This window comes from Aquimarina sp. 2-A2 (assembly GCF_045505135.1).
Classification (GTDB): Bacteria; Bacteroidota; Bacteroidia; order Flavobacteriales; family Flavobacteriaceae; genus Aquimarina; species Aquimarina intermedia.
Window position 1 is genome coordinate 897,344 of record NZ_JBJKFI010000001.1, and the last position, 14,800, is coordinate 912,143.

Annotated in this window: 12 protein-coding genes; all 12 read left to right on the top strand. The window is 35.5% G+C overall.

Annotated elements, in window-relative coordinates; all coding sequences use genetic code 11:
* The first annotated feature begins 3 nt into the window (after positions 1-3).
* Positions 4-297, top strand: a complete 294-nt coding sequence (locus ACJRPK_RS04055; RefSeq protein ID WP_210707531.1) for a phosphoribosylpyrophosphate synthetase — start codon at positions 4-6, stop codon at positions 295-297.
* An 18-nt stretch (positions 298-315) separates the two neighbouring features.
* A complete protein-coding gene (locus tag ACJRPK_RS04060) occupies positions 316-2,454 on the top strand; it encodes a copper-translocating P-type ATPase (RefSeq protein ID WP_407138540.1) in 2,139 nt (712 codons plus the stop codon).
* Positions 2,455-3,669 carry an MFS transporter gene (locus tag ACJRPK_RS04065; RefSeq protein ID WP_407138541.1) on the top strand — a complete coding sequence of 405 codons (1,215 nt, stop codon included), beginning with the start codon at positions 2,455-2,457 and terminating at the stop codon, positions 3,667-3,669.
* A 64-nt stretch (positions 3,670-3,733) separates the two neighbouring features.
* Entirely contained in the window at positions 3,734-4,585 is an 852-nt protein-coding gene (locus ACJRPK_RS04070; RefSeq protein WP_407138542.1) for an RteC domain-containing protein, read from the top strand.
* A gap of 292 nt (positions 4,586-4,877) precedes the next feature.
* Entirely contained in the window at positions 4,878-5,162 is a 285-nt protein-coding gene (locus tag ACJRPK_RS04075; protein WP_407138543.1) for a helix-turn-helix domain-containing protein, read from the top strand.
* Positions 5,163-5,165: 3 nt separating this feature from the next.
* Positions 5,166-5,885, top strand: coding sequence for a hypothetical protein (locus ACJRPK_RS04080; RefSeq protein ID WP_407138544.1), 720 nt, complete (start codon positions 5,166-5,168; stop codon positions 5,883-5,885).
* Positions 5,869-6,531, top strand: a complete 663-nt coding sequence (locus tag ACJRPK_RS04085) for an ATPase (protein ID WP_407138545.1) — start codon at positions 5,869-5,871, stop codon at positions 6,529-6,531. The genes ACJRPK_RS04080 and ACJRPK_RS04085 overlap by 17 nt, the downstream gene beginning before the upstream one ends.
* 117 nt (positions 6,532-6,648) lie before the next feature.
* Positions 6,649-9,147 (top strand): hypothetical protein, encoded by a 2,499-nt coding sequence (locus ACJRPK_RS04090; RefSeq protein ID WP_407138546.1) that lies wholly within the window; start codon positions 6,649-6,651, stop codon positions 9,145-9,147.
* A gap of 135 nt (positions 9,148-9,282) precedes the next feature.
* Positions 9,283-9,603: a helix-turn-helix domain-containing protein gene (locus ACJRPK_RS04095; protein ID WP_034260614.1), complete on the top strand. Its 321-nt coding sequence runs from the start codon at positions 9,283-9,285 to the stop codon at positions 9,601-9,603.
* Entirely contained in the window at positions 9,596-10,459 is an 864-nt protein-coding gene (locus ACJRPK_RS04100) for a DUF4007 family protein (protein WP_407138547.1), read from the top strand. Before ACJRPK_RS04095 ends, ACJRPK_RS04100 begins: the two co-directional genes overlap by 8 nt.
* A complete protein-coding gene (locus ACJRPK_RS04105; RefSeq protein WP_407138548.1) occupies positions 10,452-13,676 on the top strand; it encodes a hypothetical protein in 3,225 nt (1,074 codons plus the stop codon). The genes ACJRPK_RS04100 and ACJRPK_RS04105 overlap by 8 nt, the downstream gene beginning before the upstream one ends.
* Positions 13,666-14,796: a phosphoadenosine phosphosulfate reductase family protein gene (locus tag ACJRPK_RS04110; RefSeq protein WP_407138549.1), complete on the top strand. Its 1,131-nt coding sequence runs from the start codon at positions 13,666-13,668 to the stop codon at positions 14,794-14,796. The genes ACJRPK_RS04105 and ACJRPK_RS04110 overlap by 11 nt, the downstream gene beginning before the upstream one ends.
* Positions 14,797-14,800 lie beyond the last annotated feature (4 nt).

Genomic DNA, 14,800 nt, shown 5'->3' on the forward strand with positions numbered 1-14,800 from the left:
AAAATGAAAAATTACGATACACTATCAGAGGCTATAAACGATTTACAGGTAAACGAATATCCTTATGATTTCAACTTAAAACCTGAATGTCTGGAATGTGCTTCTCTGAAAATTGAGATTCGACCAGAAGATTTTAAAGTAGATAAAACTTACCGCTTTGAAGGAATGAGCAGTACAGATGATAACAGTATTTTATATGCAATATCTTCTAAAGATGGCATCAAAGGTCTTTTAGTAGATGCTTATGGCGTCTATGCCGAAAACATTTCGGAAGCAATGAGAAAAAAATTACGATAACACTTAAACAATACTATAATGGAAAATCACGAGCAGCACAAACACAACGAAATGGACCATTCGAAAATGGATCATTCTAAAATGAACCACGAAAAAGATGACCATTCCAAAATGGATCATTCCAACCTGCCTGCCGGCAAGGCAGGAATGAAAAAGGGCGGTGGAGACCATTCGGGCCATAATCCGGGTCACGGACAAATGGGTCACGACCATCATAAAATGATGATTGCAGACTTTAGAAAACGATTTTGGGTAACGCTAGTCCTTACCATTCCAATTTTGTTCTTCTCGCCAATGATTCAAGAGTTTTTTGGATATGAATTTTTACTTCCTGGCAATTCGTATGTCCTTTTTGCGCTTTCTACCATTGTATATTTCTATGGTGGCTGGCCTTTTCTTAAAGGATTTGTTTCCGAAGTAAAGAATGGTGCACCAGGGATGATGACACTTATATCTATGGCAATAAGTGTCGCTTACTTCTATAGTTCTGCAACCGTTTTCGGTTTACAAGGCGTTGACTTCTTTTGGGAATTAGCGACTCTTATCGCCATTATGCTCATAGGGCATTGGATTGAGATGAAAAGCGTGCTGGGTGCATCAAAAGCATTACAGCTTTTGGTAAGTATGATGCCTGCGGAAGCGCATCGCGTTAAAGGAGATACTATTGAAGATATCGCACTTGAAGATTTATTAAAAGATGATGTGATATTGGTAAAACCCGGAGAGAAAGTGCCAGCTGACGGTATTATAGTAGAAGGTTCAAGTTATTTGAACGAATCAATGCTAACAGGGGAATCTAAACCTGTAAAAAAAGAAGAAAAAGATAAAGTAATCGGTGGTTCTGTAAATGGCAATAGCACCTTAAAAGTAAAGGTTGAACATACTGGAAAAGATAGCTATCTCAACAAGGTTATTACGATGGTTGAGGAAGCGCAAAAGACCAAATCTAAAATGCAAAATCTTTCCGATAGAGCTGCAAAATGGTTGACTTATATAGCTTTGGCTATTGGTTTTGGTACGTTGGCAGTTTGGTTGATTTTAGGCTTTCCTTTTGTCTATGCTTTAGAAAGAATGGTTACCGTTATGGTTATCGCTTGCCCACACGCACTCGGTCTTGCAATTCCTCTTGTAGTTGCCATTTCTACCGCTGTATCTGCACAAAATGGATTATTAATCCGCAATAGAACTGCATTTGAAGAATCACGAAAGATATCCGCCTTATTATTTGACAAAACAGGGACTTTGACCAAAGGGGACTTTGGCGTTACTCGAATCAAATCTGTAAATGCGACTTATTCAAACGAAGAAATCTTAAGACTGTCAAGTGCATTGGAACAAAGTTCAGAACATCCGATTGCTGTTGGGATTATTAAAAAAGTTAAAGAAGACAATATTACAATCCCAAAGCCTGAAAGCTTTAATGCGATTACTGGTAAAGGTGTAGAGGCAAATGTAGAAGGTAAGCAAGTAAAAGTGGTTAGTCCTGGTTATTTAAGGGATGAAAAAATCACTATTCCTGAAGATGCTTATAGTGACGCTGCTGAAACTGTTGTATTTGTATTAATTGATGGACAACTAGCAGGATACATTGCTCTTGCTGATGAAATAAGACCAGAATCTGCGGAAGCTATAAAAATATTCAAAAAGAACAATATCAAAGTCTTGATGGCAACTGGCGATAACGAAAAAACAGCTAAAGCCGTTAGTGATAAACTTGGTTTGGATGGTTATTATGCCGAAGTGTTACCACACCAAAAAGTAGAAATTGTAGAAGAGTTGCAAAATAAAGGAGAGTTTGTTGCTATGACGGGAGATGGCGTAAACGATGCGCCCGCACTTGCCAAAGCTGATGTAGGAATCGCTGTTGGTTCTGGTACTGATGTTGCTGCCGAAACTGCCGATATTATATTGGTAAATAGCAATCCACAAGACATAGCAAACCTTATTCTGTTTGGTAAGGCTACTTATAATAAAATGATTCAGAACTTAATATGGGCAACTGGTTATAATGTGGTTGCCATTCCACTAGCAGCTGGCGTACTATATTCTTCAGGCTTTGTTTTAGGACCAGCAGTTGGAGCTGTATTTATGAGTTTGAGTACAATTATAGTGGCTATTAATGCCCAACTATTAAAGCGAAAAATAGGTAAAAAATAAATGGAGAGAAAAGAAAAGCTCAACAGGATATTTTTAATCCTGTTGAGTTTATTTGTAGTGATGTTGGGCTATGGCATATTATTGCCTACCCTTCCCTACTATACCGAACGATTAGCGTTAAAGGACAATCTTGATACTGACCTTATCAACTTCCACATTGGACTGCTCACGAGCATCTATCCGTTTTTTCAATTACTGTTTGTGGTGGTTTGGGGAAAGCTATCAGACAAGTACGGTCGTAAACCTATTATCATTTGTGGGCTAATCGGTTTTGTAATTATGCAATTACTTACTGGCCTAGCCACATCTTTGACAATGCTCTATATCGCTCGAATCTTTGGTGGTATTTTCACGTCTTCAGTTATTCCAGTTAGCAACGCATATTTAAGCGATATTACTTCTGAAAAACGGAGAACAAAAATAATGGCTTGGTCTGGCGTTGCTATTAGCTCTGGGGTTATTTTCGGCCCTGTCATCGGTGGTTTTTTGTCCCAGACTGACCTTCATTTAAAATATACAATTGGTCTGCTACATTTAGACCGATTTTCAGTCCCCTTTTTATTTGCTGCCCTTTTAGGATTGATTGTCTTATTGGTCGTAATGAAATGGTTAAAAAACACCACTCGCGTACATAAGTTCAGAACACAAAAAGTGAGCTTGCGGTTCACATTTACCAAATATTTTATCGTGTTACTAGTGCTATCGTTTGTCATCCAATTTGTAGTGACGCTATTTGAAACTGTCTTTTCAATCTATGGGAAAGATGAATTAGGATTTAACAGTAATCAAGTTGGTATAGGTTTTATGCTATGTGGTTCAATAATGGCTGTTTTACAACCCGTGTTCGCTACTTACGGAGAGAAGTTTTTATCCACAAAGAAACAAATTGCTTTAGGATTATTAATATCTGGATTATCCTTAATTGCCTTTCCATTTTTTAATAATGAATTTTTGGTCTATGCATTAATCATTGTTTTTGCTGCTGGAGGTGCAATGGTAACGCCAAATTTACTTTCTGCGGTTTCATTAATATCAAAAAACAATACTGGCAGGAACATTTCCATACAGAGTTCGACAAATAGTATTGGTCAAATTCTAGGCCCCGTTTTAGGAACTTGGCTGATTACAGGCGGTTTTTACTATCCTTTCATAATTGCTGGAATCATTGTTTTGGTTGCTATTGGTTGTCTGTTATTTTTTAAAAATCCCCCATAAAAAGATATATCATATACATATTACTTATTGATAATTAACCCAAGTCTAAAGCCCCAAAAACATTTTGCATAAGTTAATTCATATAATACTAGATAATTACAAAGAGGAAATAAAAGTAGTTGAGGAATCTAATCTTGGCGATTTCAACAATGTTGAAAAAGGTATTTCTATTTCAAGAGAATATTTACAGAAGTTACGCATATGCGTAAGGAAAAATGAATTTGTCGATCAACAAAGTGAAATAATATTCTTTAAAAAGCATAAGCCCTACATCTACAGCAGACTAAAATTTTATGCTAAACTCTACAATTTTTTAATAAACAGGCCTGCAGGAACAATAAAATCGCAAGAAGAATTTATAGATTCAGAAATAAATAAGCTTCAAGAAAGCAATAGAAGAAATGTAGATTTTATCAAATATTACAGAGAGGATTCTGAACTTTTGGATGAATTTTATTTTTTACGCGGACACGACAAAATAAGCTTGGTTTCTGACACATCACACTTTTATACTGATGCAGAATTTTCTACAAGCCACGATAGTGCTATTGCAAAAATTATGGCCTATGACCTTTTAATTAGCCACTACGTTGGGGAATTAAGTTATTTAAGAGACCTGTCCTACAGTAAACCCAATAAACTGAACACTTTATCAAATGGTGAGCGACTTGGTTGGACAGCATCAAAAACAGACCTCATTGAATTGATTTATGCCTTACAGGCATCTGGGGCAATAAAAAGTGGTACAGCTGGCATTAAAGAAATGGCTTCAGCTTGTGAAGACATCTTTGAACTCAAACTCGGAAATGTATATAGAACTTTTCTAGAAATTAGAGAACGGAAAATTGACCAAACCAAGTTTGTCGATAGACTAAAAGCAACATTATTGAGGCGAATGGAGGAAGCAGATGGATAATATGTATTTTAATTAAATGTTAAATTTTTTCCCAAGTTGGGTTTAACTTGGGAAAAAATAAAATTAATTTTAGTTATCATCATTTGACATAGATGAATTAAAGAGCGACCTCTAAATCAAACTAATTTAAACCATTGAAAATGAGCAAATAAAAACACCCTACTTGGGTGCAACTTGGGATTAAAATCCAATAAACCATCCCAAATTTGTAGAACGAAAGTCAAATCAGGTCAGGGACTATCAAATTAGTTGAAATCGAAACGATAGTCCCTTTCTTTAAAATCGTTCTATTATGCCAGCAAACATTATTACCACCGACGACCTTCGAGAATTCAAAATGGAATTGCTCGATGACATTAAAAATCTTCTTTCCAAGCAAGCAACTGGAAAACTTAAGAAATATCTAAAATCTTCCGAAGTAATGGATTTGCTTCAAGTCAGTCCAGGAACATTACAGAATCTTCGCATAAATGGTACGCTACCATACACAAAAGTTGGGGGTATTATCTACTATGATGCCGAGGAAATTCAAGGCGTGATGACATCAAATCGTGTGCAGCACAAGCTAAATTCATAAATAATGAACTACATAAAGCTACTTAATGGGGCTTTTGAAAAGTTCTTTTTCGATGATCGCCTTAACCCAACGCACATAAGCCTTTATATGGCTCTGTTCCAAGAATGGAACAGTAGTCGGTTTGCAGATGAGTTCTATGTGAACCGTCGGGAATTAATGCGCGTTGCCAAGATTGGTTCAAAATCCACTTATCATAGATGTGTGACAGACCTCGATTCTTGGAACTATCTATCCTACTTCCCTTCCAACAATCCGTATAAAGGCAGTAAAATCAAGATGTCCATTATTGGGACAAGTGATGAACCTGTTACGGGACAGTACAATCCCACATTAGAACAGCTTGCGGAACAGTACTATCCCATACGTGAACCAGTTGTGGGACTGCACCGTCCCACTAATGGACAAGTACTGGTATCTAATACAAACAATACCAAACAAGAAAACTATATAAAACAGCCAAAGGGCAGGCAGGCGGTTATTGATTTTTTTGAAGAAAATGGTTTTGATGCCGATGAAGGTAAAAAGTTCTTTGAGCACTATGAAACTCGAAACTGGCAAACAAGCGATGGGCAAGCAATTCGTGATTGGCGAGCTCTAGCCACAAATTGGATGGACAGAACAGAGTTGTTCGACGAAAAAAACGAATCAAACAAAAAACAAGCATCCCAAATCAAGGACAACTTGCGAACCACTAAAAACAAAGATTATGGACAACCCCTCTAAAATTACCGAAGGTGGCGTGGAATATTCGCTCGGAAAATTTGATGGTAAAAGTGTGCTCTACGATTTTCCAAAAATCTTAATTTACCTAAACGCTAAAGGTAAACTGCTTTTTGGCAAAAAGTTCAGAATTTATGACGAAGATAGAGATATACTGCTAAAGCTCTGTTCATATTTCATCAAGGATAAAGCCAATTGCACAACCTATGGAATTGACATCGATAAGGGCATCTTACTTTCCGGACCCGTTGGCTGCGGAAAAACTAGCTTAATGAAATTACTTAGATATATTGTTCCGATGCAAAGACCGTATGAAATGATTCCCTGTAGAAACGTGACGTTCAGCTTTAACCATTTGGGCTTTAAAACGGTCGAAGAATATGGCAATACCAAATTCTACTGTTTTGATGATTTAGGTGTAGAACCTGCCGGTCGGTTTTACGGCAAGGATTTAAATGTAATGGGTGAAGTACTACTCTCTCGCTATGAACTTTATCTAGATACCAAACATAAAATTAAAACACACGCCACTACAAACCTAAATGCTGAAGAGCTAGAAGAGCGTTATGGTAATCGTGTTCGTAGCAGAATGCGAGAATTGTTTAATCTCATTGCTTTTGAAACTAAGGCTAGAGATAAGCGGAAGTGAATTTTATGGAAAAACAGGGTCCAGTGCCTCATTAGCCTACTTTAAAAATAACTGAAAACTGTTTTCGTGAGCATTCGATTTTGCTATATTAGAGGCTATAACATTTCTTTTAAATCTATGGCAGACCTATTCACCCGACCTTCATCAAAAATTGATAATCAAGAACTCTTTTTTAAATTGTATAATGCTAAAGATGAAGAAGATTTATTAAACATAATCGGTCTTCATCCTACAATATTTGATGACTCAAACTGGAAACCATTGGGTGGAAATTTCAGTAATTATGGTGTTGTAAAAAATCAACAATCAAGTCCTATTGCCGCGTTAATAGAAAAAGTCACTAATGCCATTGATGCTTTACTAACCAAAGATTGCATCCTTTCGGGAATTGACCCAAAATCTGATACTGCACCGAATTCAATGGACGAAGCCATTCAAAAATTTTATCCAGAAAATAATTGGGATTTATCTTCATTTCGCAAAGAACAAGCCGAGAATATTCAAATTATTGCTGACGGTAAAGGACCAAGGAACCAGAAAAGCCAATATCCAACATCTGTAGTGGTTTATGATAACGGCGAAGGGCAGCATCCCGAAAAGTTTGAGGACACCTTTCTCTCGCTACTTCGTGGTAATAAGAACGATATTCATTTTGTACAGGGTAAATACAATATGGGTGGAAGTGGTGCCATTGTATTCTGCGGAAAAAAGCGATACCAACTTATTGCTTCTAAAAGGTACACAAATGATGGTAATTTTGGATTTACCCTAGTACGTGAGCATCCTAAAAAAGAATCTGACCAAGCAAAAGAAACGTGGTATGAGTACTTACTCATTGATGAAAAAATCCCATCTTTTACAACAACAAAACTAGACCTTGGTCTAAACAATCGTCAATTTGAAACAGGCACCATATTAAAACTCTATTCATATCAGTTTCCCAAAGGCTATTCCGGGTTTGCCCAAGACTTGAACCAAAGTATTAATGAGTTTCTATTTCAACCCGCATTACCAATTTTAACAGTCGATACCGCTGAGCGCTATCCAAATAATAAAGTTCTGGAAAATGATTTATTCGGTTTAAAGAGGCGTTTAGCAGCTGAGGAATCCGAATATTTAGACGAGAGCTTTTCAGAGAATTTCTCGGATGATGTCTTTGGTAAGATGAAAGTGTCCTGCTATGTGTTCAAAACCAAGGTAAAGGATTATGACCTCAAGAAAACCAAGAAAATCATACAGGACAGGTATTTTAAAAATTCAATGTCCGTTATGTTTTCACTTAATGGACAAACCCACGGTCATTACACTTCTGAATTTATTACGCGTTCATTAAAGCTAAATTTGTTAAAAAGTCATTTATTGATTCACGTGGATTGTACTGATATGAAGTACAATTTTCGAAAAGAATTGTTTATGGCCTCTAGGGACAGGCTCAAGGACGGCGATGAAACTCAATTCCTTAGAAGTTATCTGGCAAAAAAATTGAGCTCAAAAGATGGAAGGTTGGCAGAAATAGAAAAACGCAGAAAACAAGCTGTAGATATTGATACGTCTTCAAATACAAGCGAATTACTCAAAAACTTTACGAAAAATCTACCACTTGATTCTGAGTTGGCAAAATTGTTGAATCAAACATTCAAGCTTGACATAAAAAAGGAAAAGAAAACTGAGGGAAGGAAGAATCGAACTTCAAATGAAAAAGAACCCACACCTTTTGAGCCTAAGAGGTTTCCATCATTTTTTCGAATCGACACTAACAGTAATGATAAAAAAGAAGTTGCTTCAATACCACTTAATGATGAAAAATCGATTCGTTTTTCTACAGATGTAGCCAATGATTATTTTGATAGAATTGATGAACCTGGGGATTTAAGGGTTAGTGTACTCAACATAAAACCTAATGATTCTGATGGTGGAGATAAACCTGGTGAACCTAAAGAAATTGATGAAGTTTTTAACGTAGTAAAAAGTAGCCCAAACAAAGGAAAAATAAAAATTTCCCTTAGCCCTAAAGACGAATTGAAAATTGGCGACAGCATTCAAATGAAAGCAAGCCTCTCATCACCAAATGGCAATATAGAGGAATTATTTTGGGTAAAAATTGCCGACAACAACAAGCCAAAAAGCGAATCACCGAAAAAAGAAAGCGATAATGATTTGTTGGGATTGCCAAAACTAGTCTTTATGTACAAGAGCTCAGATGAGAATTCTGATACGGACGTAACTTGGGAAGCGGTTGAAGAAGCCACGAGCCTCGATGTAGATTATTCTACTGTTATGATTCCAGATGCTGAAGGCGATTTACTCAATCGCATTTTCATCAATATGGACAGTACCGTACTGAAAAATTTCAAATCCAAGGAAAAGAACATCAACCAAGAACAATTAGAATTAGCTAACCGCAAATATTACACCTCGGTATATTTTCACACCTTGTTTCTTTACACAATCAGTAAAAACAGAGGGTATGAGATTAGGCAAAAAGTGGAGGGCAAAAATGAATTGGAACACGTGGATTTAGGCCAATACCTAAAGGATTTGTTTGACCACTACTACTCAACCTTTATATTAAACTTTGGTGGTATGGAAGCTATGATGCAGGGAATTGGCGATTAACACCAAGTGATTTCCTACCCTAATATCATAGCGCAAAAATAAAGTCATTATATCCCATCCCAAAAGTTGTTAATGACTTAAATAATCCTATTTTTGTAAGGACAAATTTTGTCTCTAAAATAAAATTCAACAACGATGGAAACATTGGGTGAATATCTCAGAACACTAAGAGAATTGCAAAATCTGCCTATAAGAAAAGTTGCAGCGGCACTAGATATAGACCAGTCCACACTTGGTAAATATGAGAGAAATGAGAGGCTTCCCAAAAGAGAGCTTCTGTCAGACTTCGCCTCATTCTATAATGTTGCTGTTTCTGAATTGGAAAAAAAATACTTAACCGACAAGGTTGTGTTTACCCTTTTAGAGGAAGAAAATCCAGAGCGTATTTTAGTTGAATGTAAAGACAAATTGAACTATTTAAAAAATAAAAACGGCGAATCGAAAATAAATGAATAAACTAACGTTTACAGGACACGAAACATTTCACTGTCGCCATTTTTGGTTGAAGAAGGGATACGATTATCTTTCCAAAGGACAGTCTTTCAAAAACCCTGATGCGGTAACAGCTTTAGGTGTTGGAAAAAATATGGTGATGTCCATTAATTTCTGGTTAAAGGCTTTCGGCATAAATGACCGAGAAGACCAAGCCACTACATTTGCCAATAAAATCTTTGATAGTAATGTAGGTTATGACCCTTTTTTAGAGTACGAAGGTACGCTGTGGTTATTGCACTATAAATTGTTAGACACCAACCTAGCATCTATTTACCCTTTAGTTTTTAAGCAATTCAGGAAAAGTAGAGTTAATTCACAATTTACAACCCAGCAACTACTTAGGTATTTGATAAGGGCAGCCACTAACAATGAAACTTCGATAGCTGAAAACTCATTGAAAAACGACATCAAGGTATTCATAAAAACATACTATCTAGCCGATAAGAATATTAAGGATATGGAAGACGATTTATCGTCCATCTTCATCGACCTCAATCTTATTACTAAAGTTACCGATACCGAGGAAGGTTCGGTTTTTCAATTGAAAGTAAGTGAGAGACCAGAGATACCCAAAGAAATATTTTACTTTCTAATCCTAGACAAATTCCCAGAGATTACGTCTATAAGTTTTGATGATATACAAAACAATATAGGTGATGTATTTGCTTGCTCTACTGAAGGTACAGAACTCAAAATTCAGGAAATATCGGAAGCTTTTAAAGGTGTTGTTTATAAGAAGGATGCCGGTAGAAAAGAAATACAAATTAAAAATATCCCTAACAAGTGGGACATATTAGAACGTTACTATAATGTATAAGTTTACAACATCCACAAATATTGAGCGTGATGCCGTAAACGACATCAACTACGTAGTTACACCCAATGCAAAAAATGTTTTTGAGAGAATAGTTTCTGGTTTTCAACAGGGACATCATTCATTTAATATAATTGGCTCTTATGGCACGGGAAAGTCTAGTTTTCTTTGGGCTTTCGAAAAAAATCTTAACAACAGAAAACCCTATTTTGCTCACCTTAATGGCCAGTTTAAAGGAGTTCAAAAATTTTCATTCTTAAAAATTATTGGGGAAGCTGCACCCTTAACAGAAGTGCTTAAGAAATCTTTCAAAGTTAAGGAAGATACAACCAATTCAGATCTTATTGAGACGATAAGTAGGCGTGCTACATCACTTAAAAACAAGGATGAAATATTAGTGATTTTAATCGATGAGTTTGGTAAATTTCTTGAATACGCAGCCAAACACAATCCCGATAGCGAATTATATTTCATACAACAGTTGGCTGAATTGGTAAATGATTCCAATAGAAATATTATTTTAATTACGACGTTGCATCAAAATTTTGGTTCTTACGCCATTGACCTATCTCAAAACCAAAAGAACGAATGGGATAAGGTCAAAGGTAGACTAATTGATATCTCATTTGACGAACCTATTGAGCAGCTACTTTATCTAGCATCCGAAAGAATAGAAGGTTTGAATATTAAAAAACCAAAGCAAATTGGTTTTCAAAATTTATTCAATACAATAAACGAAAGCAAATTGGTGAGCAATTCAGAAACTCTGAATTATGATTTAGCCAATAAACTTTATCCATTCGATATTTTATCAGCAAATGTCTTGGCTCAGTCTTTACAAAAGTATGGTCAAAACGAAAGGTCTTTGTTCTCTTTTTTGGCTAACAGTCAAGTTTTCTTTGATAAAATAGATGAAGACAATCATACATTTTTTAGTGTAGCTGACGTATTTGATTATCTAACACTTCATTTAACTAGTGAATTAGAAGATAGATATTCAAACCCACACAAGCCTCAATGGAATACCATTGTAAAAGCATTGGACAAAGCAGAGGCTATAAACGATATTGGATATGAGCACTTAGCGAAAATCATCAAGACCATTGGTCTGGTAAACTTATTTGCAAAATCTTTCGGTAGGCTGGATAAAACTTTCCTAGAAAATTATGGTAAATATGCCTTAAACATTCCTGATTCCGAAAAATATATTGAAAAGCTCATAAGTCAAAAAATAATTAAGTTCTATAATTATCGTAATAAGTTTTTCTTCATTGAGGGGACGGATGTTGATATAGAACAGGAATTGATTGACGCAAGTTCTCATATTGATACTGCCATTAATATTGCTTCAAAAGCCAAATATTATTTTACGGAAAAATATCATTTTGCCAAGGAAGCTTATTTTGAAATTGGTACACCAAGGTTCTTCAAGGTAAATGTATCGGATTACATAGAAAACATTAAACCTGAAGGGGGAATAGACGGCTACATACATATAATTCTCAATAAAGACATAAAACAAAAGGATTTAAAGAATACCGATGTCCAACAACCGGCACAACTATATGTACTTCTCAAAGACTTTGAATTTGTAAAGTCTTGTATCTATGAAATCGAAAAGATGGATTTTGTATTGGAAAAGTATACAGAGGACAATGTCGTAAAAAAAATACTAACGGAAGAGAAAGCCCACGAAGTAGAAAAACTGCAAAAACTTTTAGAATATGGTATTTATGAAAAATCTAATGCTGATTGGTTCTATGATGGTAAAAAACTCAAAATCGATTCAAAGGTAACCTTAAACAGAAATCTTTCCTTAATAGTAAAAAAAGAATACCCTGACACACCTTGTTATTTAAACGAGATGGTCAATAAAGAGCATTTAAGCACCCCTATTCTAACCGCACGTAAAAACCTCTTGAAGGATTTACTGCAATATAGCGAAGAGGAAAACTTAAATTATGATGACCACAAGTTTCCACCTCAAAAATCCATTTATCTGGGGCTTTTAAAAGAGACAGGAATACACCAGGCTCAAAACAACGGATATATTCTCACTGAGCCTACGAATTCTAGTTTTAAACCGCTATGGAAACATTGTAATAATTTCTTAGAGGATTCAAAACATATTAAAAAGAACTTGTCTGAATTATACGAATCGCTATCTAAACCACCATTTAAACTTAAGAAGGGGTTCATAGATTTTTGGATTCCTATATTCCTTATTGTAAAAAATCAAGACTATGCACTATTTCACAAAGCTTCTGGTTATGTCCCTTACCTAACCAGTGAAGTTCTTGACCTTGTGCATAAGAAACCTTCCGATTATGAATTAAAATCATATAAGATTGAAGGCGTAAGACTAAACCTTTTCAATAAATACAAAGAGATTACAGGTGTTAATACATCTAGTAACAAACCCGAAAGTTCGCTGATTTCTATTTTCAGTAGTTTCATAGCGTTTTATAATGCCCTACCAGATTACGTTAAAAAAACCAATCGATTAAGTCCATCGTCTAAAGGCTTGAGGGATGCTATTGCATCTGCAAAGGACCCAGAAAATGCGCTACTATCAGAAATACCTAAAGGATTAGGATATAAAAACATTAACCTCGAAGAAAATGATAGTGAAATCCTAAATGACTTCATTGAACGCTTAAATGGGGCTATCAGTGAAATTAGAGTTGCCTACGAAGGCTTGTTAAACAGGTATGAAGAAAATATATGCGACGCTCTAAATCTGAAAATTAATGATTTTACAGATTACAAAAGTAAAATTCAAGCACGTTACAAGTCGTTGAAACCACACTTATTGATTCAAAAAGAAAAAGTTTTTCTTAACCGCATAATGTCCAAACTAGACGAACGTGATTCTTGGCTAAAATCCATTGCTGATGTGATTCTTGGAAAGTCTATCGAGAAAATGACTGATGAGGACGAAGCCCTTTTGATGGACAATACAAGAAAGGTATTCTCAAATTTAGATAATCTATTGGAGTTACATTCTTTGGCAAATGATACTGTAAATAATGAAATAGTACAATTTCAATTAACAGATATCTCAGGTAGAACCATAAAACAAAATATCGTTCTGAGTGCTTCTGAAGAAAAGAAAGTTTCAGAATTACAGAAAGATTTAGCCAAGGTACTATCCAAAAATGACAAATTGAGTGCAGCTGCTATAATTAGATATTTAAAAACTTTGCACGATGAAGGTTAAACACGTACTTGGAATTTCAGGAGGAAAAGATAGCGCAGCACTAGCACTTTATCTTAAAAATCTATATCCCACTTTGGATGTAGACTATTATTCTTGCGACACAGGAAAAGAATTAAAAGAAACCTATGAACTTATAGAAGCCTTAAACAGCAGGTTAGGTAAAGACATTAAAACAATTTTTGCTGTCGAACCAGAAAAAGAAACCCCGTACAAAACCACATTTGACCATTTTCTAGCTGAATATGGTGGTTATCTTCCCTCTTCAACTGCAAGATGGTGCACCAAAAAACTAAAGTTAGAACCCTTTGAGAAATACATTGGTGATGAGCCTACAATATCATACGTAGGAATACGAGGAGATGAAAACAGAGAGGGCTATATATCCAAAAAAACCAACGTGCAATCTATTTTTCCGTTTAGAAAAAATATTTGGAGCGAAGACGTTATAAAAGAAGTGTTGGCTAATAATAATATTCCAAAGATTGCAAAACTTTATAACAGTCTAAGTCCAGACCATTTAAAAGAAGATATTCTCAATAGGGTCAATCAGCCTATTTCACCGAACTTTAGGCAAGGGCAAAAATTAGAATTCCTTTTAAATAGTGATGTAAAATTATTTAATCGGGTGGTATTTGAGTATTTAAAAGAAAACACCGATTATCCTGTAGGCCTTTTAGAAGAATTCCCTTTAATAGATAATGATGAAGTTTTGGTCTTGGACGACATCTTTAAAATCCTAGATGAGAGTGGTGTTGGCATACCAGCGTACTATATAAAAAAATCATACCAAGTAGAAATTGATGGTAAAATAGAAACTGGTACCTATTCTCGAAGCAGGTCCGGTTGTTTCTTTTGTTTTTACCAGCAAAAAATAGAATGGGTTTGGCTCTTGGAAAATCATCCAACCTTATTTAAAAAAGCTATGGTATATGAAAAAGACGGTTACAATTGGATGGATAGCGAGACCTTAGAAGAGCTGTCTAAACCAGAACGAGTTAAAGCCATTAAAAAAGAACATTTTACGAGAATGAAAAGGCAGCTTAGCAAAAGAACCACCAACAGTTGGAAAGATGAAATTATTGAAGCGGAAGGTCTTGGTTGTGCTAGCTGCTTCATTTAAAATA